Origin of the sequence: Micromonospora tarapacensis (assembly GCF_019697375.1) — a bacterium.
GTDB lineage: Bacteria > Actinomycetota > Actinomycetes > Mycobacteriales > Micromonosporaceae > Micromonospora > Micromonospora tarapacensis.
In genome coordinates, this window is sequence record NZ_JAHCDI010000004.1 from 3677730 (window position 1) to 3700868 (window position 23139).

Here is a 23139-nt window from a genome sequence, read left to right on the forward strand (position 1 = left end):
GGCGAGGCAAGGCAAGGCGGGGCGGGGCGGGGCGGGGCGCAAGCGAGGCGGACCGATAGCACAGACGGTTCAGCTCGACAGGACGCGACAGATTGCACTCCGAAGCACCGAACCGCCCCTCCGGCGCACCGCACCGCCCCACCGCACCGCCGCCCCACCGCACCGCAGCGCAACAACGCGCCGCACTGCGCCGCACCGCCGCCGCCCCAACGCGCCTCAGCGGGTCGGCAGGGTGAGGGTGACGGCGACCGGCAGGTGGTCGCTGGCGGTGCTCGGCACTGCGGTGGGGTCGGTGGCGACCAGGTCGGGCGAGACGAAGATGTGGTCGATCTGCTCATCCGGGTCGTCGGCTGGGCTGGTCGGCAACGGGCGGGCCGGCGCGAGCGCGTCGACCAGGGCGGCGCTGGTGAACACGGCGAACGCCGGGTCGTCCGGCTCGGTGTTGAAGTCGCCGGCGACCACGAGCGGTGCGCCGTCGGCGTACGCCGTGGCGAATTCGGCGACGGCGCGTGCCTGGACCACCGGATCCTCACCGGGCGGTGGCTGTAGGTGGGTGCTCACCACGGCCAGGCGCACACCGTCACTGAAGTCGACCGTGACGCCCAGCGCCTGCGCACCGGTGGGGGCACCGACCGCGGGCAGCGAGCGGGTCCGCGCCCGCTGCACCGGCCAACGGCTGAGCACCGCGTCGCCCCAGAGTGGGCCGGCGGCCGGCGCGAAGACGTAGGGCATCTCCAGCCGGGCGGCGAGCAGATCCAGGGTGTCGTGGCCGCCGTTGAGCAGCCAGCCCCGGTCGACCTCGCTGAGCACCACCACGTCGGCCTGGCCCACCGCCCGGTGGAGGGCGGCCAGGTCGAAGCGGCCGTCGAGGCCGAAGCCCATCCGGATGTTGTACGCCACCAGCCGCACCTGCTCCGGCGGCCCGTCCCGGTTGGTCGACACCAGCCACGGCCCGTGCACCCAGGCGGCGGCGAAGGCGACGAGGGCGGCCAGCGCCGCCAGCCGGCCGGCGGGCAGCTCCACCGCCCCGGACGGGGACGGCGCCGGCCCCACCGGCGTCTGCGGCCCGTTCGACCCGCGTCCGCCAGCCGACGCGACGACCCCGGCCAGGACGGCTACTCCGGCTGGCAGCCAACCGTTGGGGTAGCCGATGTCATAGGCGGCGTAGTACAGCACCGCGGCGACGGCGAAGACGAGCATCCCGCCGACTGCGGCGTACGACCGCCGGGGCCCACTCCGCCCGGTGGCCTGGTCCGACGGAGCCGCGGTACCGGCCAGCGCGAGGCAACCGCCCAGGCCCGCCGCGGCGAGCAGCATGGCGAGGACGAGCAGCCCGGGCGGGCCGTACCCGAACAGCAGGGTCCCGGCCAGCAGCAGCAGCGGCGGCAGCGGACGCCACCGGCGGCGGGGCACCGTCAGCGCGCCGAACAGGAACAACGACGCCGCGACGCCCAGCGGGGCCAGCGCGAACGGCGGCGGTGCGGCGGTGCCGGCCGCGCCGTACCAGAACGACATCGCGGTGCCCGCGACGGCCGGTGACAGTGCGACCATGCCGCCGAGCAGCAGCGCCGGCCCGGCGAGCAGCCAGGCTCGACCGCCCGCTGCCGGGCTGCCGGGTCGGGCGTCCGAGCCGGAGCGCAGGGCGAGGAACGCCTCGCCGGCGAGCAGCGACGCCACCACCGCGACGGTCGCCACCCACGCCTCCCATCGCCCCCACCAGACCAGGTCGTACGTGCCGAGCAGGGCATGGCCGAGCGCGCTGGCGCCCAGCCCCAGCGCCAGAGCGGGCACCGGGCGCTCGACCCGGGCGGCGGTGGCGGCCAACCAGACCAGACCGGCGAGCAGACCGGCGGTGGCGAGCCAGAGCTGGGCTCGGCCACCGGGTGTGGCGGTCAGGGTGAGCCGGGCGGCGGCCAGCACCACCACCGCCACGACGCCGACGACGCGGTGGCCGGCCCGTACGACGAGGGCTGGCGCGGCGAGCGCGAGCACGAACCAGCCCAGCGCGAACGCCCCGAGCAGCTCGGCCGGGGTCGACGCGGCCTGGCCGAAGATGGTGATGACCGAGGGCAGGAAGACCCGGAGCACGTCGGTCAGGACGACGAGGCCCAGGGCCAGGACGGCGGTGCCCAGGCGGCTCTGGCGTAGCACGGCTCTCTTTTCGCCAAGGGTTGGATGGTGCGGCGATTCTGAGCGCTGTGCCCTGTGCCGGTCAACGATTCTCCGCCCCGACGGCGGGACCGCGATGCGGCGGACATGGTGAGGGCGCCCACCGTGATGGCGGGCGCCCTCGTCGTACGACCGGCTCAGCGCCGGGTCGCGGCCTTCCTGGCCGGCGCCTTCTTCGCCGGCGCCTTCTTGGCTGTCGCGGTCTTCTTCGCCGCCGTCGCCTTGCTCGCCGCAGCGGTCTTCTTTGCCGGGGCGGCCTTCTTCGTGGTGGTCTTCTTCGCCGGGGCGGCCTTCGTGGCCGCCTTGGTCGCGGTCGTCTTCTTGGCCGCCGTCGCCTTGCTCGCCGCAGCGGTCTTCTTGGCCGCCGCGGCCTTGCTCGCGGTGGTCTTCTTGGCCGCCGCAGTCGTCGCCGCGGTGGTCTTCTTGGCCGCGGTGCTCTTCGCCGCGGTCGTCTTCTTCGCGGTGGTCGCCTTGGCACCGGTCGCCTTCGCGCCGGTGGTCCTTGCGGTGGCTCCGGCGGTCTTCTTCGCCGCAGCCGTGGCCTTCGGCACCTTGCCGCTGGCCACCATCTCCTTGAACCCGGCGCCCGGGCGGAAGGTCGGCACCGAGGTCTTCTTGACCTTCACCGCCTCCCCCGTGCGCGGGTTCCGGGCTGTTCGCGCACCCCGTGCACGCTTCTCGAACGCTCCGAAACCGGTGATCGCCACTTTCTCGCCCTTGGTGACCGCCGCCTGGACCTCAGCGAGGACCGCGTCGAGCGCGGCCGTCGCCGTTTTCCGGTCCCCCAGGCGAACGGCGAGCGCCTCGATGAGCTCGGCCTTGTTCACGACTTCCTCCTGATTGTGCAACTGACTCGACGCGAGCCATTCTGCGCGCACGGTATGCCCTGTGCTGCCGGGACACAAACATTCGGTGGAAAAAAGCCCTTGTGTCGTAACGGATTCGCCCCCACCGGTGGCACCGGTGGGGGCGGAATCGGCTGCGGATCCGGCGTACGGCTACCCGACCCGGGGCAGGAAAGCCGGCCGGCCGGCCTCGAAGGCGCTGATCCGCGCCTCGTGCCGAAGGGTGAGTCCAATGTCGTCCAAGCCCTCGATGAGCCGCCACCGGCTGAAGTCGTCGAGCGGGAACTGCCAGGTGGCGGTGCCGGCCCGGACCTCGCGGGCGGTCAGGTCGACGGTCACCGGGCTGGTCGGATCCGTCTCGACCATGCTCCAGATTTCTTCGACGGCTCTCAATTCCAGCTCGACCGGCAGCAGCCCTTCCTTGAGGGCGTTGCCACGGAAGATGTCGCCGAAGCGCGGCGAGATCACCACCCGGAAGCCGAAGTCGCGCAACGCCCACACGGCGTGCTCCCGCGATGACCCGGTGCCGAACTCGGGACCGGCCACCAGAATCGACGCACCCGAATAGGCTTGATCGTTGAGTACGAATCCCGGGTCCTCGCGCCAGGCGCTGAACAGCCCGTCGGCAAACCCGGTGCGAGTCACCCGCTTGAGATACACGGCGGGGATGATCTGGTCGGTGTCCACGTCGGACCGACGCAGCGGCAGCACGGTGCCGGTGTGCACGGTGAACTTGTCCATCTGTCGCAGCCCTTCTACAGGTCGGCGGGGGCGGCCAGCCGGCCGACGACGGCGGTGGCGGCGGCCACCGGCGGGCTGACCAGGTGGGTCCGCCCACCCCGGCCCTGACGGCCCTCGAAGTTGCGGTTCGAGGTGGAGGCGGCGCGCTGCCCGGGAGAGAGCGTGTCCGGGTTCATGCCCAGACACATGGAGCAGCCGGCGAAGCGCCACTCGGCGCCGGCGTCGACGAAGACCTTGTCCAGCCCTTCCGCCTGGGCGGCCTCGCGCACGGCGGCGGAGCCGGGCACCACCAACATGCGTACCCCGTCGGCGACGGTGTGGCCACGCAGCACCTCGGCGGCGGCGCGCAGGTCCTCCAGACGCCCGTTGGTGCACGAGCCGACGAAGACCACGTCGACGGCGAGGTCGCGCAGCACGGTGCCGGGGCGCAGGTCCATGTACTCCAGGGCCCGGCGGGCGGCGGCCCGCTCCGGCTCGGTGACGAACTCGTCCGGGTCCGGCACGGTCGCGCCCAGCGGTGCACCCTGACCGGGGTTGGTGCCCCAGGTGACGAACGGACTGATCTCGGCGGCGTCCAGCGTCACCTCGGCGTCGAAGGTCGCACCCTCGTCGGTGGGCAGCGTCCGCCAGTAGGCCACCGCCGCGTCCCAGTCGGCTCCGGCGGGGGCGTTCGGCCGTCCCTTGAGGTACGCGAAGGTGGTGTCGTCCGGTGCGATCATGCCGGCCTTGGCGCCCCACTCGATGGACATGTTGGCGATGGTCATCCGCGCTTCCATGGACAGCGCCCGGATCGCCTCACCCCGGTACTCCACGATGTGCCCGCGCCCGCCGCCGGTGCCGACCTTGGCGATCAGGGCGAGCACCAGATCCTTCGCGGTGACGCCGGGGCCGAGCCGGCCGTCGACGGTGACCGCCATGGTCTTCGGCCGGGCCTGCGGCAGTGTCTGGGTGGCGAGCACGTGCTCGACCTCGCTGGTGCCGATGCCGAAGGCCAGAGCGCCGAAGGCGCCGTGGGTGGCGGTGTGCGAGTCGCCGCAGACGATCGTCATGCCGGGCTGGGTGAGGCCCAGCTGCGGGCCGATCACGTGCACGATGCCCTGGTTCGCGTCGCCGAGCGGGTGCAGCCTGACGCCGTACTCGGCGCAGTTGCGCCGCAGCGTCTCGATCTGGATGCGGGAGGTCGGGTCGGCGATGGTGAGCAGGTCGCCGCGGCGCTGCTGGAACGAGGGATCGGCGTACCCGGTCGGGGTGTTGTGATCCTCGGTCGCGAGCGTGAGGTCGGTGCGGCGCACCCGCCGGCCGGCCAGCCGCAGCCCATCGAAGGCCTGCGGGCTGGTCACCTCGTGCAGCAGGTGCAGGTCGATGAAGAGCAGATCGGGCTCACCAGCGGCGGACCGGACGACGTGTGCGTCCCAGACCTTCTCGGCCAGGGTCCTCGACCCAGGAGTGACTCCCACCATCTGGACATCCTAAATTCTGGGAGGTAAGTTTCGGCTTGTGGGACACAGTATGAGCGGTGTCGGCGTTCTCGACAAGGCGGTGGTCATCCTGGCCGCCTGCGTGGACGGCGCCAGCCTGGCCGAACTCGTTGAACGCACCAAGCTGCCCCGGGCCACCGCGCACCGGCTGGCACAGGCGCTGGAAATCCACCGGATGCTGGTCCGGGACACCCAGGGCCGCTGGCGTCCCGGCCCGCGCCTGGGCGAGCTGGCGAACGCGGCACCGGACGTGCTGCTGACCGCGGCCGAGCCACTGCTCGCCGCCCTGCGGGACGCCACCGGAGAGAGCGCCCAGCTCTACCTGCGGCGGGCGGACGAGCGGATCTGCGTGGCCGCCGCCGAGCGGGCCAGCGGGCTGCGGGACACCGTCCCGGTGGGTTCCGTGTTGCCGATGATCGCCGGCTCGGCGGCGCAGATCCTGCTCGCCTGGGAACCGCCCGAGGCGGTGATGCCGCTGCTGCCCCGGTCGAAGTTCACCGGCCGCACCCTCGCCGAGGTGCGCCGCCGCGGCTGGGCGCAGAGCGTCGCCGAGCGGGAGGCCGGTGTGGCGAGCGTCTCGGCTCCGATCCGCGACCGCACCGGCCGCGTGATCGCCGCGATCAGCATCTCCGGCCCGATCGAGCGCCTCGGCCGCCGCCCCGGCGAACGCCACGCCATGGCCGTAGTCCGCGCCGGCCAACGCCTCTCCGGCCTCTAACCCAACCCCACCCCACCCACCCCCGGCCCACCCGACGCTCTCGCGTTGATCATGAAGTTAGCGGGGTCTTTGATCTCCAAAAGGCCCGCTAACTTCATGATCAACACGACGGGGGTGGGGGTGGAGTGGGGTGGGAGTGGATGAAACGGCTCGTCCTGCCGAAGCGGGACGAGCCGGATCTTGAGTTGTAGCCCCGACCGGATTCGAACCGGCGCTACCGCCTTGAGAGGGCGGCGTCCTGGGCCACTAGACGACGGGGCCAGAACATTTTGCGGCACCGCCGGTGAGGCGGTGCCGCCGAACTCTACCAGATCTCGCGACCGAGGCCCTCGCGGTGCATCGGTGCCGAACTCCACCAGAATCCAGCGACCTCGATTCTTGACGAATCGCGGCTGCGCTGGGGTACCAGGACTCGAACCTAGACTAACTGAACCAGAATCAGTCGGGCTGCCAATTACCCCATACCCCAATGGCCCCTTGCGGCGCCGGGAACAAACTCTACCCTCCCCGGCACCAGCAGGCCAAATCGACTTCCCCAAAGCGCCCTTGAGCTGCGAAAACGGCGATCAGGTCGCAGACAGGACCGGGTTGACCAACTCGCCGATCCCGTCGATCCTGACGCTCACCGTATCCCCCTCGGCGAGCGGGCTAACCCCTGCCGGCGTGCCGGTCAGCACGACGTCACCGGGCAGCAACGTCATCACGTGTGAGACGTACGACACCAGTGCCGGCACGTCGAAGACCATGTCCCGGGTGCGGCCCAACTGGCGGACCTCCATCTCCTCCGGATCGCGTCCCACCTCGCAGCGGATCTCCAGATCGGTGACGTCGAGACCGGTGGTGATCCACGGCCCGATCGGGCAGAACGAGTCGAACCCCTTCGCCCGGGTCCACTGGCTGTCGGAGCGTTGCAGGTCGCGGGCGGTGACGTCGTTGGCGCAGGTGTAGCCGAAGATGGCGCGCTCCGCCGCGGCCCGGTCCGCACGGCGGGCACCGGGCGCACCGATCACCACCGCCAACTCTGCCTCGTGCTCGACCTGCCTGCTGAACTCCGGGAGCCGGATCGCGTCCCGAGGGCCGATGACCGAGGTGGAGGGCTTGAGGAACAGCAATGGCTCCTTCGGGACCTCGTGACCATGTTCGGCGGCGTGCTCCGCGTAGTTGCGACCGACGCAGACCACCTTGCTGGGCAGGATCGGGGAGAGCAGCCGGACGTCGGACAACGCCCAGCGGACCCCGCTGAACGTGATCTGGCCGAACGGATGGCCGGAGATCTCCGCGATGGTGAGCCCCTGCGGGCCCGCCTCCGGCTCCCCCTCGACGACGCCGAACGACATTCCCTTGGCATGAGCGAAACGAGCGATACGCACCAGGCCAATCTAGTCCGACCGGCCGGCGGGCCGGGCGAAGCTTACCGGTGACGATCACCTCCCGGGCCAAATTCACCGCTTCGTACCCGCACGACGTGTGCCCGCACCTAGCGTCGGCTGCGGAGGTTCGTTCGTATGCCTGCATCGAGACGACACCACAGGGCCCTCGCGGCGATCGTGCACTGCGTCGGCCTGCTCACCGCCCTGCCGGTCCTGCCGGCGGCCGGCGTCCCGGAAGCCCCGGCGGCCGGGCGGCAACACGCGGCGGCCACGCCCGATCCCAGCATGCCGGCGGCACCGCCAGCGGTACCCACCCCCACCCGGGTCGCCTCGCCGGCCGCCAGGCCGAAGGTCAGCGTGGCGGTGGCGCCGGAACACACCGCCGAGCCCGGGTACCGCATCGAGGTCCGCAACACCGGCAACGCCCCGGTGGACACCACCGTGCGCCAGGAACTGCCCGAGGGAGTCTCGGCGACCACGATCAGCGACGGGGGTCGGCAGCTACGCCCCGGTGGGTCGGCGGCGACCGAGGTGACCTGGCGTCTGAGGCTGCCGCCGCGCAGCACCACCACGCTGGGCACCACCCTCGCCGGCGCCGCCGCCCAGCAGCCGGTGACCGCGCCGGCGTGCGCCTTCGCCAGTGACGGCCGGCGGCCGTACGACTGCGCGACCGCCACCTGGACGGCGCCGGGGGCCACGGCAGCCGGTCCGCAGGAGCCGACGGGTTGGCGTCGCCAGGCTCCCGCGCTGCTGGTCGGCGCGGTGGCGGTGCTGGTGCTCGGCGTCGTGGGCTTCGTCACCTGGCGGCGCCGGCGGCGGCCGGTCGCCGCCGCACTGGCCTCGGACGGACCGGGCACGGTCTATCCCCGTCCGGCCGCTCCTCGCCCGCCGGCCCGGCGGCGCAAGCCGCCGGTCTGGGTGGTGGTGCCGGTGGCGGCGACGGTGCTGGCCGGCACGGTCGGCGCGGCGGCCTGGTCCGCAACCCAGCGGGTGACCGCGATCGACACCGACAGCCAGCCGACCAGCGGCGCCTGGAAGGGTGCCGGGGCGAGCGGTGCGCTGGGGACGCCGCTGCGCGAGGAGGCGTTCGAGTTCACCGTCTACCGGATGAGCTGCGAACCGGGCCGGGACGCCCGGCAGTGCCAGGCGACCGTCGGGGTCCGCAACCTCACCCCGGAGCACCAGAGCTGGCACGGCAAGCTGCAACGGGCCTACCTGGCGGACGGCAACTGGGTCACCACCGACGAGCAGGCCACCCGGCGGGCGAACCAGGGGCGGGACATGTTCGCCGAGCCGATGGCGGCCGGCAGCCGGATGGTGCTGCCGCTGGTGTTCACGATCAACGGGCGGGAGGCGCCGCAGCGGCTGGAACTGCGCAGCGGGGTGTTCTCCGCCGGGGTACGGGTGGAGGTGCCCTGACCGGCGGAGACGACCCGGTCGTACCCTTGGTCGGTGACCGGCCTGCCCGCGGCGACCTGGCTGCCCCTACAGGCAGCTCACGAGCAGCGCGCCGATCGCCTCACCGCCGGCCGTCGCGCCCGCAGGGTCACCGGGGAGCGGCACGCCATCGATGACTTCCTCTACGACTACTACGGCACGAGACCCTCGGTGCTGCGGCGGTGGCACCCCGGCGTCGGCGTCCGCCTGGAACCCGGATCCGCCGGCCCGGCCCCGCACCACCGCTGGCGCTGGTACGCGACGGACGCGGACGCGTCGGTGCGTCTCGACCTCGCCGCGTTCCTCGCCGACCGGGGCGATTCGGTGCGCTTCATCCATCGACTGCTGTCCGCCATCGCGTCACGACCGGCCTTCACCGGCTGCTTCGGCCTGCACGAGTGGGCGATGGTGTACCGCCAGCGGGAGCACCGGCATCCGCTCCCCCTCCGTCTCGGGCAGCAGGACACCGACGCGGTGGTCGAGTCACACCAGATCCGCTGCACGCACTTCGACGCGTACCGGTTCTTCACCCCCGACGCGGTCGGCCTCAACCGGCTCCGGCCGACGCGGGCCAGTCAGGTGGAGCTCGACCAGCCGGGCTGCCTGCACGCCTCGATGGACTGCCACAAGTGGGCCACGAAGCTGGGTCCCGCCGTGGCCGGTGACCTGGCGCTCGACTGCTTCGAGCTGGCGAGGGACATCCGGCTGCTCGACATGCAGGCGTCACCGTACGACTTCTCCTCGTACGGTGAACCGGCGGTGGCCGTCGAGACGCCGGAGGGCAAGGCCGAGTACGTGGCTCGGCAGCGCGAGTTCTCCCAGCGTGCGGGCCGGCTGCGGGCCCGGCTGATCGACGTCTGCGTGGCCCTGCTGGCGGCGGAGCCGGCGGCGCTGTCGAGGGTCTGAGGCCGGGCACCGGGATCGCACCTCCGGCGGGCCGGCCCGGTCGTCGCCGGTGCTACTCGCCGTCCACCCGGCGGTCGCGCTTGCGTTGGGCGCGGCGCTTCTTCTCGGCCAACCGCCGTTCCTTCGCTCCCCGTGACGGCCGGGTGGGGCGGCGCGGCGGGGGCGGCGGGGCGACGGCCTCGCGCAGCAGCGACGTCAGTCGTTCCCGGGCCGCCTCGCGGTTGGCCAGCTGGGCCCGATGCTCACTGGCGGCGATGGTCAGCACGCCGTCGACCAGCCGCCCGGCGAGCCGGTCCAGTGCCCGGGCGCGCAGCGGCTCCGGGATGCTCGGCGAGCCGGCCAGGTCGAAGCTCAGCTCGACCCGGGAGTCGGCGGTGTTGACTCCCTGCCCACCGGGCCCGGACGACCGGGAGAACCGCTCCCGCAGCTCGGCGGCGGGAACGACCCACCGGTCGGTCACCCGCAGTCCGTCGTCCACGCCCTGAGGCTAGCGTGCGGGCCGCTCGTCCGGGGCGCTGCTCGGGCCCGGCGTCGGCGGAGCCGGCTCGTCGGTCCCGCCGGCGGCGGCGTACGCGACCGCACCGACCAGAAGCAGGGCGATCACGCCGACCTTCGTGGTGACCATCTTGATCAGCAACCACGCAGCGCGACGCGCGCCGGGCACGGTCTTCTTCGCCGCCTGATAGTCGTTCCAGCCCCGCCTGGCCCGCGCGTACGACGACCCGACGCCACTTCCGATGATGAGGCCCACCAGCAGGAGGACCGCGATGAGAGGACGCTCCACCCACGCCAGTATCCATACCCAGCGTCATATTTCCATTCTCCGATCATCCGGCGCGGGAATCCGACAGTTGCCCCGATCTCCTCGTAATCGGACAGTGACTGTGTGTATATCACCCGCCCTTACCAATGATCGTGTCGGCCGTCTGCTGCACCTGTTCGATCGGGATGGCGAAGCCGATCCCGATCGATCCGTTGCCGTCGATCGTGGCGATCGCGGTGTTCACCCCGACCACCTCGCCCCGCGCGTTGACCAACGGTCCACCGGAGTTGCCCGGGTTGATCGAGGCATCGGTCTGCACCGCCCGGTGCCGGTTGTCGCCGAGGCGCACCTGGCGGTCCAGCGCACTGACGATGCCGGCGGTGACGGTGCCGGGCAGCCCCAGCGGCGAACCGACGGCCAGCACCGGCTCGCCCACCCGGGTCGAACCCGGCTTGGCCAGCGGCAACGGCGTCAGCCCCGCGGACGGTGGCACCCTGAGCACCGCGAGATCGCTGCCCGGCTCCCGGCCCACCACCTCCGCCGCGAACCGCCGGCCATCCGGCAGTTCCACCGTCACCGGCCCACCACGCCCCTTCGTCAGGATGTGGTCGTTGGTGATGATGTGCTGCTCGGCGTCCACGGCGAAGCCGGAACCGCTCGCCGAGCCGTTACCGGCGCCACCCACCAGCACCGACACCACCCCCGGCACGGTCTTCTCGGCGGCGGTCACCAGTTCGGCCGGCACCGGGGCGGCCGTGGCGGCCGCCGGGCCCGGGCCGCCGTCGCGACCGGCCACCCAGCCGCCGGCCAACCCTCCCGCGCCGGTGGAGAGCGCGATCACCGCCAGGCCCACCAGCAGCCGGCGATGCCAGCCCCACGCCATCCGGTCCCGCGCCCTGGACGCACCGTCCGGCCCGGCCCGGCCGTCCGGGTCGAGATCCGGCGAGACGAACCAGGGACCCCGTGGTTCGCCCAGCCCGGTCTGCACTGCCATACGTACGCTCCTCACGTGCGCGGCCGGCACCGGCCGCTCCGGTGGCTCGGCCAGGCCGGGCCGACGAGGTCAGGGCAGGCGGGAGAACCACCGCATCGAGCCGACCGCCGCGCCCATCGCGAACACCAGCCCGAGCCCGATGAACCGGGCCGAGACGTCCTGCCGTACCTTCCGCCAGCCCACCGAGCTGCCGATGTCGTCGTAGACGGCACGCAGTTCGTCACTCGTGTCGGCCTCGTGGAAACCACCCCCGGTCTCCTCGGCGACGGCCTGCAAGGTCGCGCCGTCCACCGGCACCTGGATCGGCCGCCCTCCACGGTCGACGAAACCGCCGGGCGTACCGAACGAGATCGTGTGCACCGGCACCTCGAAGGCGACGGCCTCGATGGCCGCCTCCATCGGGTCCATTCCCGAGGTGTTCGCCCCGTCGGAGAGCACGATGATCCGCGCCGGCGGCGGCTGGGTGGCCGCCTTGTCGTCCAGCGCCTTCACCGCGCCCAGCGAGGTGCTGATGGCCTCGCCGATCGCGGTGCCCTGGACACCGGTCACGCCCTCGGCGAGCCGGTCGATCCCGTCGTGCAGCGCCTCCCGGTCGGTGCTCGGTGGCACCAGCACCGCCGCGCTGCCGGCGAACGCGACCAGCCCGACGTTGAACTCACCAGGTAGCCCGTCGACGAACCGCCCGGCGGCACGCTTGGCCGCGCCGAGCCGGTCCGGCTCGACGTCGGTCGCGAGCATCGAGGTGGAGACGTCCACCGCCACCATCACGGTGGCGCGTTCCCGGGGCACCCGGACCTCGGCGGTGGGCCGGGCGAAGCCGACGACGAGCAGGGCCAGCATGGCGAGGAAGAGGCCGGCCGGCAGGTGCCGGCGCCAGGTCGGGCGCCGGGGCGCCACCCGGTCGAGCAACCGCAGGTTGGTGAACCGGACGGCATACCGGCTGCGGCGGCGCTGCGCCACCAGGTACACCACGGTCAGGGCCGCCACACCGAGCAGCAGCCAGAGCCGGACGGGCGACTCCCAGATCACGCGGCACCTCCCCGGCGGGTCGCGGCCGGGACGGTGGCCAGGCGGCGCTGTGCGTGCACGTGCCGCACGATGTCGGCCGCCCAGTCCCGATCGGTGCGCAGCGCCAGGTGGGTCGCGCCGGCCCGGCGCAGCGCGGACCGCACCTGGTCGCGCTGGGCAGCCGCGGCCTCGGCGTACCGCTCGCGCAGCCGGCGGTCGCCGGTCCACACCTCGCGACGCTCGCCCGTCTCCGGATCGGCGAGGGTGATCAGGCCGACGTCCGGCAGCTCCAGCTCACGCGGGTCGGTGACCTCCACCGCGAGCACCTGGTGCCGCACGGTCAGCCGGCGCAGCGGACGTTCCCAGGAGGCCGGCAGCCGTGGGTCGTCGGGCAGGCCGTCGAGGAAGTCGGAGACCACCACCACCAGGCCACGCCGGTTGGCGACCCGACCCACCGCCGCCAGCGCGTCGGCCAGATCGGCCGCGTCCGGTGCGGCGCGCGGCCCGACATCCGCGTCGTACCCGCCCACCCGGGGCGCGGCCAGCAGGGTGCGCAGCAGACCGAACAGGTGGCTGCGCCCGCCGCGCGCCGGCACCCGGTGCAGCCCGTCCGGCGTGAGCACCTGGGCACCGAGTCGGTTGCCCGGCCCGGCGGTGAGGAAGCCGACGGTGGCGACCGCGGCCACCGCCAACTCCCGCTTGTCCAGTTCGGCGGTGCCGTACTCCATGCTGGGGCTGGCATCGACCAGCAGCCAGGTGGTCAACTCCCGGTCGGCGTCCACCACCCGCACGTGCGGGACGGTGGTGCGGGCGGTGACCGACCAGTCCATCCGGCGGACCTCGTCCTCACCGGGTCGGTACTCGCGGCTGCCCGCGGATTCGCTGCCCGGCCCGGGCAGCAGGCCGCGAAGCTCTCCGTGCAACAGGCCGTCGAGGCGCCGGGTCACGGTGATTTCCAGCTGTCGCAGGCGCTGGTCGGGGGTGAGGTCGGTCAGCACCGGCTCCGCCGCCACCGGCGCCGACCTGTCCCGGCGTCCCATCAGGCGGCTGCCAGGTCGGTCGCGTACGCCGGCTGGCCGGTCGTCGCCACCTGTGGCGGCGGGACCGCCTCGACCAGCCGGCGCACCACCCACTCGGCGCTCACCCCGTCGGCGACCGCGTCGAAGGAGAGCACCATCCGGTGCGCCAGCACGTCCACCGACAGCTCCCGGACGTCGTCGGGCAGGACGTACTCCCGGCCCCGGATCAGGGCCTGGGCGCGGGCGGCGGCGACCAGGCCGAGGGTGGCGCGAGGGCTGGCACCGTAGGCGAGCAGCGGAGCGAGCCCCGGCAGCCCGAACCTGCCCGGGTCGCGGGTGGCGAGGATGAGCCGGACCACGTACTCGGCGATGGCGTGGTGGACGAACACCTGCCGGGCCTGATGCTGGAAGCCGCGCAGCCGGTCCGGGTCGAGCAGGCGGTGCGCCCGGGGGCGGTCGGCGCCCATCCGGTAGAGAATGGCCAACTCGTCGGCGGCGTCGGGATAGTCGACGACGATCTTCATGAGGAAGCGGTCCCGCTGCGCCTCGGGAAGCTGGTAGACCCCTTCGGACTCGATGGGGTTCTGGGTGGCCAGCACGAGGAACGGCGCCGGCACCGGGTAACTGCGCCCGCCGATCGACACCTGGCGCTCGGCCATCGCCTCCAGCAGCGCCGACTGCACCTTCGCCGGTGCCCGGTTGATCTCGTCGGCCAGCACCAGGTTGGCCATGATCGGGCCCAGCTCGACGTCGAAGCTCTCCTTCGAGGCGCGGTAGATCCGGGTGCCGACGATGTCGGACGGAACCAGGTCGGGGGTGAACTGGATGCGGGAGAAGGTGCCGCCGACGACCGTCGCGAGGGTGTCGGCGGCCAGGGTCTTGGCCACCCCGGGCACGCCCTCCAGCAGGCAGTGCCCTTCGGCGATCAGGGCGGTGAGGAGGCGCTCGACGAGCCGATCCTGCCCGACGATCACGCGTTTGACCTCGAAGAGCGTCTGATCCAGCTCGGCCGCGGTCGCGTCGGGATCGGCCGGGCTGGGCAGGCTGGCCATGGTGTCCGAGATGTCCGTCACGGTGCTTGCTTCCCGGGGCGGGCCTCGGACAAACGTCGGAATTTCCGGCCCTCGGCGGGCCAGACCGGATGACGGTACCGCGGCGCACCGAACTGCTCCCTACCGCGCGAAACGAGGCCAGACAGCGCTCCAGGGCGGAGCCGGGGCACGACGGCGGCCGACCCCGCCGATGGCGGGGGTCGGCGACGGTGCCGGATCAGCGCTGTACGAGAAGGTGGAAGGGCAGGTCGGCGGGGACGCCGGCCGAGTTGCGGGTCTGGATGAAGACCCCGTTCGGGGTGAGCAGGCGCGGCGCGACCGAGACCTCGCCGGCCGGTGGGACACAGCACGAGTCGGCCCGGCCGATCGTCGCCACGTAGACGCCGGTGGCGACGCTGCTGCCGAACTGCACCTCGTACTGCCCGACGCCGTACTTGATGACGACCCCGTCGCCGCGGGCCTTGGTGCCGTTGGCGTTGACCACCGTGGCGTAGAAGCCCACGGCCTGGGTGCCGATCGAGTCACCCTTGGCGAGGGCGGCCTTCGCGCTGTTCAACGAGGCCGTGGTGACCGCCGGCTGCTGCGCGGTGCGGGCGGCGGGCTGGGCGGACTCGGCCGTCGGCTTCGCGGCTGCGATCCCGCCGCCGGCCAGGGCCAGTGCCAGGGCCGCGATCGTCACCGCGGCCGCCTTACGTCGGAAAAATCTGGTCATGACAGGTCTCCCTTTGGTGACCGTGGGGATACGACCGACCCGCGGCGCGCGGGACGGACATTTCATTTACAGAGCCGGGAAAATGCACGCGAACCGCCGGTGCAGCTATTGTGGATCGCCTCCGAAGTCGACTGACCCAACCGGCCGCATGCATCCTGAGCTGCTGGTTCTTCCTCGGTAGCGACCACCCGACCAGCTGGAACGTAGCATCGAAAAACGCCGGGCGTCAATAGTGGATCGGCCCTTTACCGGCCTGTCGGATCAACGCCAACGGAATTGTGAGAAGTGAATTCGAAGGCCGTTCACGAAAAGCGCTCGACAATTTCCGCGCCGCCGGCGAGGCCGGCGATCACAGCCGGATCACGGGTGGCCGGCAGCCACGCACGGCGGGCGCACTAGCCTGCGTCCGTGGTGACGCTGCTCGCGCTGGCGGCTCCCCGCGCGCTGACCGCACCGCAACCGTCGACCACCGGGCCGGCGGTGCGGGTGCTGACCGCCAACCTCCTGGCCGGCGCCGCCGATCCGCAGGCGGTGGCCGAGCTGGTCCGCAACGAACGGATCGGCCTGCTCGTTGTCCAGGAGTTCACCCCGTCCGCCGCGACCGAACTGGATCGGCTCGGGCTCGACCGGCTAATGCCGTACCGGCAGCTCAACCCGGTCGTCGGCACCGCCGGCTCCGGACTCTACGCCCGTCACCGGATCAGCGACGGCGGCATCCGCCAGCTACGCGGCGGGTGGGGTTTCACGCAGGCGTACGCGACCGTGGCGCTGCCCGACGCACCCCCGGTACGCGTCGAGTCGGCACACCCGGCGGCCCCGTACGCGGTGGACCAGGTCGACTCGTGGCGGGCCGACCTGGCGGCGCAGCCGGCCGCCACCCCCGACGGGCCACTGAGCATCCTCGCCGGGGACTTCAACGCCACCCTCGACCACGGTCCGCTGCGCGCCCTGCTCGGCACCGGCTACGTCGACGCCGCCGCTTCGGTCGGCGCCGGGCTCACCGGCACCTGGGGACCGTACGACGGCGACGCGATCCCGCCCGTGGTGATCGACCACGTGCTGGTCGACCGCCGCATCGCGGTACGCGCCGTCGCCGTGCACCCGCTACCCGGCAGCGACCACCGCATGGTCGTCGCCGAGTTGCGGCTGCCGGGCACCAGCGGGTGAGCGGGTTGCGTCCGCTACCGGATCCTCACACCCGGGCCCGGTCGAGGCCGTAGGTGAGCGCGTCGACAAGCGCGTGCCAGCTCGCCTCGACCACGTTGGGGTGCACGCCGACGGTCGTCCAGCCACCACCCCGGCCGTCGGCCGTCTCGACCAGCACGCGCGTCACCGCGCCGGTGCCGTGGCTGCCCTCCAGGATGCGCACCTTGTAGTCGGCCAGCTCGAAGTCGCGCAGTTCCGGGTAGTGCCGGCCGAGGCCGACCCGCAGCGCCTCGTCCAACGCGTTGACCGGCCCGTTGCCCTCCGCCGTGGCGATCAGCCGCTCGCCGCGTACCCGGATCTTCACGGTGGCCTCCGAAACGACCGCGCCGTCCTCGCGGTGCTCGACCAGCACCCGGTACGACTCCAGGGCGAACGGCCGCACCGGCGCGGCGTCCGGCAGTTCGCCGCGGACCAACAGCTCGAACGAGGCGTCCGCGGCCTCGAACGACCAGCCGCCGGCCTCCAACTCCTTGACCCGGTTGGTGACCCGGGACACCGTCTCCGGATGGCCGGCCAGATCCAGCCCGAGCTCACGACTCTTGAGCTCGATGCTGGCCCGGCCGGCCATCTCGGTGACCAGGATCCGCATGTCGTTGCCCACCACCTCCGGTTCGACGTGGTTGTAGAGCAGCGGATCCACCTTGATCGCACTCGCGTGCAGCCCCGCCTTGTGGGCGAAGGCGGCGGCCCCGGCGTACGCCTGGTGGGTGTCGGGGGCGATGTTGGCGATCTCGGCGATGGCGTGGGAGACCCGCACCATCTGCTCCAGGCAGCCCTCCGGTAGGACCGGCAGCCCGAGCTTGAGCTGGAGGTTCGCCACCACGGCGAAGATGTCGGCGTTGCCGGGCCGCTCGCCGTACCCGTTGGCGGTGCCCTGCACGTGCCGGACGCCAACCTCGACGGCGGCGATGGTGTTGGCCACCGCGCAGGCGGTGTCGTTCTGGGCGTGCATCCCGAGCAGCTCGGGCGCGACGCCGATCCGGTCGGTGAGGTCGACGATCGCCCTGGTCACCTGGGACGGCAGCATGCCACCGTTGGTGTCGCAGAGCACGAACCGCTCGGCACCGGCCGCCAGCGCGGTCTCCACCACCGACGCGGTGTACGCCGGGTCGTGGCGGTAGCCGTCGAAGGTGTGCTCACCGTCGACGAAGACCCGGCGACCCTCGGACACCAGGTGGGTCACCGTGTCGTGGATCATCGCCAGGTTCTCCTTGGCGGTGGTGCGCAGCGCCCGCTCCACGTGGCGCAGGTCGGCCTTGGCCACCAGGGCGATCGCCGGGGTCTGCGCGTCGAGCAGGCCGCGCACCTGCGGGTCGTCGGCGGCGACCGCGCCGGCCCGGCGGGTGGCGCCGAAGGCGACCAGCACCGCGTGACTGAGATCGAGTTCGGTGCGCGCCTGGCGGAAGAACTCGGTGTCCTTGGGCACCGCGCCCGGCCACCCGCCCTCGATGAACCCGACGCCGAACTCGTCGAGCAGCCGCGCCACGGCGAGCTTGTCGACCACCGAGTAGCTGAGCCCCTCGCGCTGGGCGCCGTCGCGCAGGGTCGTGTCGTAGACCTGGAACGTCATGGGGATCCCTTCGTCAGGCACCGGCCAGCGCAACAAAAAGACCCCCCGCGGATGCGGGAGGTCTGCGCGCTCGGCGGAGGGGAAGCCGGCGCGCTAGTTGCCAATAATGCGGGCGGTGCTGGTCACGCTCGGTACTCTGCCACCCCACGCCGACTTTTGGGAGGCATAACCCACATGACGGGACGGCAATCCGGGCTGTGCGGTCCGGGTGTGATTGATGGTCTTCCGGCGGGGTAGGAGTTTTCGGGACAACGAAACACGTTCCTCCGAGACGACTCAGCACAGTCGGGGCAGGAGAGATCCCATGGACAGGCTGAACCCGAACACCACGCCCGCCACGCCGGACCCGGCGCTGCGCGCCGTCGACCAGAGCGATGTCGCCGGCGGCACCCCCGCCGGCGCCTTCGACCCCTGGAGCTACCGGGACGAGGCCGGAGTCGCCGGGACCAACCTGATCGGCTACAAGGTCGAGGCCACCGACGGCTCGATCGGCAAGATCGGCAGTGACAGCGCCGAGGTCCACGCCAGCTACCTGGTGGTGGACACCGGGCCGTGGATCTTCGGCAAGAAGGTGATGCTCCCGGCCGGAACGGTGAGCCACGTCGACCACGAGGAGCAGAAGGTCCACGTCGACCGCGACAAGGACCAGATCAAGGCGGCACCGGAGTACGACGAGACGGCCACCGACCCGGGCTACCGGGACAAGCTCGGCGGCTACTACAACGACACCTACACCGCAACACCGCCCGGCTGGCTCCGGTAACGGCTCCCAGCGCGGCACGGACCGGGTAACCGGCCGGTGGGCAGCGTCCCACCGGCCGTTTACCGTGTCAGGGTGGACTCCATCGAGGTCAACCGCAGGCTCCCGTTCACCGCCGCCTTCAACTTCCGGGACGTGGGCGGCTACCGCGGCCGGGACGGCCGCACCGTACGCACCGGTCGGCTCTACCGTTCCGACTCGCTGCACCGCATCGGCGACGCCGACCGGGACGCCTTCGCGGCACTCGGTGTGCGCACCGTCATCGACCTGCGCCGGCCGCACGAGGTCGAGCGCGACGGCCGGGTGCCCGACTTCGACGGGCTCACCTACCGGCACATCCACCCGGAGCACGCGGAGTGGGAGGAGCAGCCGTACCAGCCCGGCGGCGACCTGGCCCGCTATCTCGCCGACCGGTACGCCGACCTGGCCCGCACCGGCACCGCCGGGCTCGCCGAGGCGGTCGGCCTGATCGCCGAGGGCGCGAACGCGCCGGTGGTGGTGCACTGCGTGGCGGGCAAGGACCGCACCGGCATCGTCTGCGGCCTGACCCTCGCCGTGCTCGGCGTGGACGACGCCGAGATCGCGGCGGACTACGCGCTGAGCACCGAGGCGTCCCGGCGGTTCAGCGCCTGGGTCGCCGACAACCTTCCCGACACCGGCGAACTACCGGCGCCGTTCCTGTCCTCACCGGCCGAGACGATGCTGCTGTTCCTTGCCGAGATCCGCGAGGGCCACGGCTCCGTGGACGGTTACCTGCGCACCGCAGGGGTCACCGACGACCAGCTCACCGCCCTGCGCACCCACCTGCTCGACTAAGTGAGACCGGCAACAGGGCGGTGGCGGCGAGGCGGATCCTGGCCGAGGATGGCAAGGTGGAGGAGGAGGCCATGCCGGTGTTGCATGGCCGACGACGACAACGCCGCCAGCCGAAGCGCCAGGGCGCGCCGCAGCCCCGCCAGTCCTATTGCCGGTCTCTCTGAGCTCCGTATCAGGACCTGGAGATCTCAGAGCACGCGGTGGACCCAACCGTGGGGGTCGGCGGCCTTGCCCCGCTGGAGGTCGACCAGTTGCTGACGCAGCGCCATGGTGACCGTGCCGGGCTCGCCACCGGCCACGGCGAACTCACCGTCGGGAAAGCGCACCCGCCCGATCGGCGTGACCACCGCCGCCGTGCCGCAGGCGAAAACCTCCCGCAGCCGGCCGCTGGCGGCGTCCGCCCGCCATTCCTCGAAGGTCACCGGCCGCTCCTCGACCCGGTGCCCGGCCGCCGACGCCAGAGTCAGCACCGACTCGCGGGTGATGCCGGGCAGGATCGTGCCGGTCAGCGGCGGGGTGGCCACCGAACCGTCGTCGTAGACGAAGAAGACGTTCATGCCGCCCAGTTCGTCGACGAACCGGCGCTCGACGGCGTCCAGGAAGACCACCTGGTCACAGCCGTGTTCCAGGGCCTCGGCCTGGGCGGCCAGCGACGCGGCGTAGTTGCCGCCGCACTTGGCCGCACCGGTGCCACCGGGAGCGGCCCGGGTGTAGTCGGGCGAGACCCAGACCGTCACGGGCTTCACCCCGCCGGAGAAGTACGCGCCCACCGGCGACGCGATCACCGAGTAGAGGTACTCGTTGGCCGGGCGGACGCCGAGGAAGACCTCGCTGGCGAACATGAACGGTCGCAGGTAGAGGCTGCCGTCCTCACCGTCGGGAATCCACTCCCGGTCGATTTCGATCAGCCGGTGCAGCGAGTCGACGAAGGTCTCCGCCGGCAGCGAGGGCATCGCCATCCGGGCGGCGGAGGTGTTGAACCGGGCCGCGTTGGCGTACGGGCGGAACATCGTCACCCCGCCGTCGGCCGCGCGGTACGCCTTCATCCCCTCGAAGATCTCCTGCGCGTAGTGCAGGACGGCGCTGGCGGGATCCATCGGGATCGGCGCCCGCGCCTCGACCCGCGCGTCGTACCAGCCCTTGCCGTCGGCGTAACGGACGGTGACCATGTGGTCGGTGAAGACCCGGCCGAATCCGGGGTTGGCCAGCAGCGCGGCCCGGTCGGTGGCGGGTACCGGCGCGGAGTTCGGACGGATCTCGAAGTCGATCATGTCACCACCGCTCATCGCGCTGACCTCCCTGGGGACAACGGCATGCGCCGACCGCACGCCGGAAACATGTTTGTGCCAGAAACCTACCCCGAACGGTCGTTCAGCGGATAGGTCCACCGATGGACCGGTGGCTCGGTGCCGGTGGGACGCCGCGCGCCGGGCGGATTCACGTGCGTTCGCGGCGAGCCGTCGGGCCGGCGGCTCAGGCCGCCGCTTGTGCCGCGATCCGGTCGCCGACCTCGTTCGTCCGCAGCACCACGTCCGGGGCGCGGCCGGCCAGCTCGGCACTGACCGCCGCGGTGATCCGAGCCGCGGCGTCGGCGTGCCCGAGCTGGTCGAGCAGCAGCGCCGCCGAGAGCACGGCGGCGACCGGGTCGGCCAGGCCACGACCGGCGATGTCCGGCGCGGAGCCGTGTACCGGCTCGAACATCGACGGGTATGTCCCGTCGGGGTTGATGCTGCCGCTGGCGGCCAGCCCGATCCCACCGGTCACCGCGGCGGCGATGTCGGTGAGGATGTCACCGAACAGGTTGTCGGTGACCACCACGTCGTACCGCTGCGGCTGGGTGACCAGGAACATCGCGGCGGCGTCGACGTGCTGGTACTCGGTGGCCACGTCGGGATGCTCGGCGGCCACCGACTCGAAGGTGCGGGCCCACAACGAGCCGGCGTGGGTGAGCACATTGGTCTTGTGCACCAGGGTCACCTTGCGCCGCTCGCGTCGGGAGGCGCGGGTGAAGGCGTCGCGCACCACCCGCTCCACCCCGTGCCGGGTGTTCAGGCTCTCCTCGGTGGCGACCTCGGCCGGGGTGCCCCGGTGCAGGTTGCCGCCGGCACCCGCGTAGAGCCCCTCGGTGCCCTCGCGGACCACCACCAGGTCGACCTCGCCCGGCTTGACCGCGGCCAGCGGGCTGGCGACGCCCGGCCAGAGCCGGGACGGGCGCAGGTTGACGTACTGGTCGAAGGCGAAGCGGAGCTTCAGCAGCAGGCCCCGCTCCAGCACGCCGGGCGGGACGGTCGGGTCACCGACCGCGCCGAGCAGGATCGCGTCGTGCCCGGCCAGCTCGTTCAGCACCGAGTCGGGCAGCACCTCGCCGGTGCGGTGGTAGCGTGCCGCGCCGAGGTCGTACTCGGTTGCCTCGACACCGGGCAGCACCGCGTCGATGACCTTGCGGGCCTCCGCGACCACCTCGGGTCCGATCCCGTCCCCGGCCACCACCGCGATCCGTGCCACGTCGGTCAGCTCCTTCGCTCGTGTGGCTCGACGGTACGCCGCCGTCCCGCCCCCCGGTACGGGTGTTCCACTTCTCGGGAAATCGGGACACACAGCAGTTTACCAGCAGGCATTCATGGTGCGGTCACCTCCGCTGCCTAGCGTGGGCGTGACGGGCCGTGGGGGTCCGGGCGACCGCCGCGACGGCGCGGCGGGCGTCGAGGAGGGACGGACGCCATGTGGACCGACGAGCAGCCACGCACCCGCTGGGTGAACCCGGCGGCCTTCCGCTTCGGCCGGCCCGACCTGCGACTGGGCGCCCGCGAGCAGCGACCCGACCGGGCCGGCCTGGTGGCCGGCGACCGGATCGCCGTCCGGCACACCGTACGCACCTCGACGGCGGGCTACACCCTGCTGCTGAACGCGCCCGAGTGGTTGGGCCGGCGTGGGGTCGGCGAGGCACTGCGGGACGCGGTGGCCGAGCTGCGGGCGATCGACCTCACCTACGGCCCGAACCGCCCGGAGAGCCTGGTGTCCCGGCTGCGTCGGGGCGAGATCAGCGCCGAGTCGTACCCGCCGCTGGCCGACCTGGTGAACCGCTGTGCCGCGATGCGCGCGGCGACGGACGGCTGGTTCGACGCCTGGGCGGTGCCCGGTGGCTTCGACCCGGGCGGTCTGCTCGGCGGGTGGGCGGTCGAGCGGGCCGCGGGCCGGTTGCGCACCGCCGGCATCCACGACTACGCCGTGCTCAGCGGCGCCGACCTGGTGGTACGCGGTCAAGCCGCCCACGGCGGCCCGTGGCGGGTGGCCGTGCACCACCCGACCGACCGGCGCCGGGCACCGCTGGTGCTGGAGATGACGACGGGCGCGGTCGGCACCTCCGGAGTGAGCGGACGCCAGGGGCACGTGGTGGACCCGCACACCGGCGAGCCGGCCGGGCAGCTGGTCGCCGCGACGGTGGTGGGCCCCGACCTCGCGGTCGCCGACGCCTACGCCACCGCGCTGTACGCGGCGGGACCGGCCGGACTGGCCTGGTTCCGCGGCGGGGCGGACTACCGCGTGCTCTTCGCCGCCCGCCACTGACAACAAGC

General features: G+C 72.5%; 21 protein-coding genes, 2 tRNA genes and 1 pseudogene. 7 read left to right on the plus strand and 17 right to left on the minus strand.

Features of this window, described 5'->3' with window-relative positions:
• Positions 1 to 216: 216 nt before the first annotated feature.
• The 4 genes from KIF24_RS22580 to leuC all read right to left on the minus strand — a co-directional run bounded on the left by KIF24_RS22580 (position 217) and on the right by leuC (position 5215).
• A complete protein-coding gene (locus KIF24_RS22580; protein ID WP_221085723.1) occupies positions 217 to 2151 on the minus strand; it encodes an endonuclease/exonuclease/phosphatase family protein in 1935 nt (644 codons plus the stop codon).
• Between the two features lie 155 nt (positions 2152 to 2306).
• Entirely contained in the window at positions 2307 to 2996 is a 690-nt protein-coding gene (locus tag KIF24_RS22585) for an HU family DNA-binding protein (protein WP_221087504.1), read from the minus strand.
• Between the two features lie 171 nt (positions 2997 to 3167).
• Positions 3168 to 3755 carry a 3-isopropylmalate dehydratase small subunit gene (gene leuD, locus KIF24_RS22590; RefSeq protein WP_221085724.1) on the minus strand — a complete coding sequence of 196 codons (588 nt, stop codon included), beginning with the start codon at positions 3753 to 3755 and terminating at the stop codon, positions 3168 to 3170.
• A gap of 14 nt (positions 3756 to 3769) precedes the next feature.
• Entirely contained in the window at positions 3770 to 5215 is a 1446-nt protein-coding gene (gene leuC, locus KIF24_RS22595; protein WP_221085725.1) for a 3-isopropylmalate dehydratase large subunit, read from the minus strand.
• Between the two features lie 49 nt (positions 5216 to 5264).
• Between leuC and KIF24_RS22600 the strand changes: the two genes are divergently transcribed.
• Entirely contained in the window at positions 5265 to 5951 is a 687-nt protein-coding gene (locus KIF24_RS22600) for an IclR family transcriptional regulator (RefSeq protein WP_092373513.1), read from the plus strand.
• A gap of 188 nt (positions 5952 to 6139) precedes the next feature.
• On the opposite strand, the gene KIF24_RS22605 is transcribed toward KIF24_RS22600, so the two are convergent.
• The 3 genes from KIF24_RS22605 to KIF24_RS22615 all read right to left on the minus strand — a co-directional run bounded on the left by KIF24_RS22605 (position 6140) and on the right by KIF24_RS22615 (position 7321).
• Positions 6140 to 6212 (minus strand) — tRNA-Glu (locus KIF24_RS22605).
• A 136-nt stretch (positions 6213 to 6348) separates the two neighbouring features.
• Positions 6349 to 6420: transfer RNA gene (locus tag KIF24_RS22610), tRNA-Gln, on the minus strand.
• 97 nt (positions 6421 to 6517) lie between these two features.
• Positions 6518 to 7321 (minus strand): fumarylacetoacetate hydrolase family protein, encoded by an 804-nt coding sequence (locus KIF24_RS22615; RefSeq protein WP_221085726.1) that lies wholly within the window; start codon positions 7319 to 7321, stop codon positions 6518 to 6520.
• A gap of 135 nt (positions 7322 to 7456) precedes the next feature.
• On the opposite strand from KIF24_RS22615, the gene KIF24_RS22620 reads away from it, so the two are divergent.
• Both KIF24_RS22620 and KIF24_RS22625 read left to right on the plus strand, forming a co-directional pair.
• The gene (locus KIF24_RS22620; protein WP_221085727.1) at positions 7457 to 8740 is read left to right on the plus strand and encodes a hypothetical protein; all 1284 of its coding nucleotides are present in this window, start codon (positions 7457 to 7459) and stop codon (positions 8738 to 8740) included.
• A 33-nt stretch (positions 8741 to 8773) separates the two neighbouring features.
• Complete coding sequence (locus tag KIF24_RS22625; protein ID WP_221085728.1) at positions 8774 to 9664, plus strand: urease accessory protein UreD; 891 nt, start codon at positions 8774 to 8776, stop codon at positions 9662 to 9664.
• Positions 9665 to 9716: 52 nt separating this feature from the next.
• Here the strand turns inward: KIF24_RS22625 and arfB are convergent, their stop codons facing one another.
• The 7 genes from arfB to KIF24_RS22660 all read right to left on the minus strand — a co-directional run bounded on the left by arfB (position 9717) and on the right by KIF24_RS22660 (position 15212).
• Positions 9717 to 10142: an alternative ribosome rescue aminoacyl-tRNA hydrolase ArfB gene (arfB, locus tag KIF24_RS22630; protein ID WP_221085729.1), complete on the minus strand. Its 426-nt coding sequence runs from the start codon at positions 10140 to 10142 to the stop codon at positions 9717 to 9719.
• A 9-nt stretch (positions 10143 to 10151) separates the two neighbouring features.
• Positions 10152 to 10448 carry a hypothetical protein gene (locus KIF24_RS22635; RefSeq protein WP_221085730.1) on the minus strand — a complete coding sequence of 99 codons (297 nt, stop codon included), beginning with the start codon at positions 10446 to 10448 and terminating at the stop codon, positions 10152 to 10154.
• Positions 10449 to 10557: 109 nt separating this feature from the next.
• A complete protein-coding gene (locus KIF24_RS22640) occupies positions 10558 to 11421 on the minus strand; it encodes a S1C family serine protease (RefSeq protein ID WP_221085731.1) in 864 nt (287 codons plus the stop codon).
• 69 nt (positions 11422 to 11490) lie between these two features.
• Positions 11491 to 12450: a VWA domain-containing protein gene (locus KIF24_RS22645; RefSeq protein ID WP_221085732.1), complete on the minus strand. Its 960-nt coding sequence runs from the start codon at positions 12448 to 12450 to the stop codon at positions 11491 to 11493.
• Positions 12447 to 13469, minus strand: a complete 1023-nt coding sequence (locus KIF24_RS22650; protein ID WP_230415845.1) for a DUF58 domain-containing protein — start codon at positions 13467 to 13469, stop codon at positions 12447 to 12449. Before KIF24_RS22650 ends, KIF24_RS22645 begins: the two co-directional genes overlap by 4 nt.
• Positions 13469 to 14521 carry an AAA family ATPase gene (locus tag KIF24_RS22655; protein ID WP_221085734.1) on the minus strand — a complete coding sequence of 351 codons (1053 nt, stop codon included), beginning with the start codon at positions 14519 to 14521 and terminating at the stop codon, positions 13469 to 13471. The genes KIF24_RS22650 and KIF24_RS22655 overlap by 1 nt, the downstream gene beginning before the upstream one ends.
• A gap of 196 nt (positions 14522 to 14717) precedes the next feature.
• On the minus strand, positions 14718 to 15212 hold the full coding sequence (locus KIF24_RS22660; protein WP_221085735.1) for a hypothetical protein: 495 nt from the start codon (positions 15210 to 15212) through the stop codon (positions 14718 to 14720).
• A gap of 405 nt (positions 15213 to 15617) precedes the next feature.
• Between KIF24_RS22660 and KIF24_RS22665 the strand changes: the two are divergent.
• A pseudogene (locus KIF24_RS22665) lies at positions 15618 to 16379 on the plus strand (endonuclease/exonuclease/phosphatase family protein); the annotation flags it as partial.
• A gap of 25 nt (positions 16380 to 16404) precedes the next feature.
• Here KIF24_RS22665 and cimA read toward each other — a convergent pair.
• Positions 16405 to 17988, minus strand: a complete 1584-nt coding sequence (cimA, locus tag KIF24_RS22670) for a citramalate synthase (RefSeq protein WP_221085737.1) — start codon at positions 17986 to 17988, stop codon at positions 16405 to 16407.
• Between the two features lie 304 nt (positions 17989 to 18292).
• Here cimA and KIF24_RS22675 point away from each other — a divergent pair, with 304 nt between their 5' ends.
• Together KIF24_RS22675 and KIF24_RS22680 are read left to right on the plus strand one after the other, a co-directional pair.
• Entirely contained in the window at positions 18293 to 18751 is a 459-nt protein-coding gene (locus KIF24_RS22675) for a PRC-barrel domain-containing protein (RefSeq protein ID WP_221085738.1), read from the plus strand.
• A 72-nt stretch (positions 18752 to 18823) separates the two neighbouring features.
• The gene (locus tag KIF24_RS22680) at positions 18824 to 19564 is read left to right on the plus strand and encodes a tyrosine-protein phosphatase (RefSeq protein WP_221085739.1); all 741 of its coding nucleotides are present in this window, start codon (positions 18824 to 18826) and stop codon (positions 19562 to 19564) included.
• Between the two features lie 188 nt (positions 19565 to 19752).
• Here KIF24_RS22680 and KIF24_RS22685 read toward each other — a convergent pair whose 3' ends face one another.
• Both KIF24_RS22685 and KIF24_RS22690 read right to left on the minus strand, forming a co-directional pair.
• Complete coding sequence (locus KIF24_RS22685) at positions 19753 to 20850, minus strand: branched-chain amino acid aminotransferase (protein ID WP_221085740.1); 1098 nt, start codon at positions 20848 to 20850, stop codon at positions 19753 to 19755.
• Between the two features lie 187 nt (positions 20851 to 21037).
• Entirely contained in the window at positions 21038 to 22069 is a 1032-nt protein-coding gene (locus KIF24_RS22690; protein ID WP_221085741.1) for a 3-isopropylmalate dehydrogenase, read from the minus strand.
• Between the two features lie 216 nt (positions 22070 to 22285).
• On the opposite strand from KIF24_RS22690, the gene KIF24_RS22695 reads away from it, so the two are divergent.
• Positions 22286 to 23131, plus strand: a complete 846-nt coding sequence (locus KIF24_RS22695; protein ID WP_221085742.1) for an FAD:protein FMN transferase — start codon at positions 22286 to 22288, stop codon at positions 23129 to 23131.
• The last annotated feature ends 8 nt before the right edge of the window (positions 23132 to 23139 follow it).

Bases quoted from the DNA above. Each gene is read 5' to 3' on its own strand.
- leuD (WP_221085724.1), bottom strand. From the start codon at position 3,755: ATGGACAAGTTCACCGTGCACACCGGCACCGTGCTGCCGCTGCGTCGG.
- leuC (WP_221085725.1), bottom strand. From the start codon at position 5,215: ATGGTGGGAGTCACTCCTGGGTCGAGGACCCTGGCCGAGAAGGTCTGG.
- KIF24_RS22600 (WP_092373513.1), top strand. From the start codon at position 5,265: ATGAGCGGTGTCGGCGTTCTCGACAAGGCGGTGGTCATCCTGGCCGCC.
- KIF24_RS22620 (WP_221085727.1), top strand. From the start codon at position 7,457: ATGCCTGCATCGAGACGACACCACAGGGCCCTCGCGGCGATCGTGCAC.
- KIF24_RS22640 (WP_221085731.1), bottom strand. From the start codon at position 11,421: ATGGCAGTGCAGACCGGGCTGGGCGAACCACGGGGTCCCTGGTTCGTC.
- KIF24_RS22650 (WP_230415845.1), bottom strand. From the start codon at position 13,469: ATGGGACGCCGGGACAGGTCGGCGCCGGTGGCGGCGGAGCCGGTGCTG.
- KIF24_RS22660 (WP_221085735.1), bottom strand. From the start codon at position 15,212: ATGACCAGATTTTTCCGACGTAAGGCGGCCGCGGTGACGATCGCGGCC.
- cimA (WP_221085737.1), bottom strand. From the start codon at position 17,988: ATGACGTTCCAGGTCTACGACACGACCCTGCGCGACGGCGCCCAGCGC.
- KIF24_RS22675 (WP_221085738.1), top strand. From the start codon at position 18,293: ATGGACAGGCTGAACCCGAACACCACGCCCGCCACGCCGGACCCGGCG.
- KIF24_RS22685 (WP_221085740.1), bottom strand. From the start codon at position 20,850: ATGAGCGGTGGTGACATGATCGACTTCGAGATCCGTCCGAACTCCGCG.
- KIF24_RS22695 (WP_221085742.1), top strand. From the start codon at position 22,286: ATGTGGACCGACGAGCAGCCACGCACCCGCTGGGTGAACCCGGCGGCC.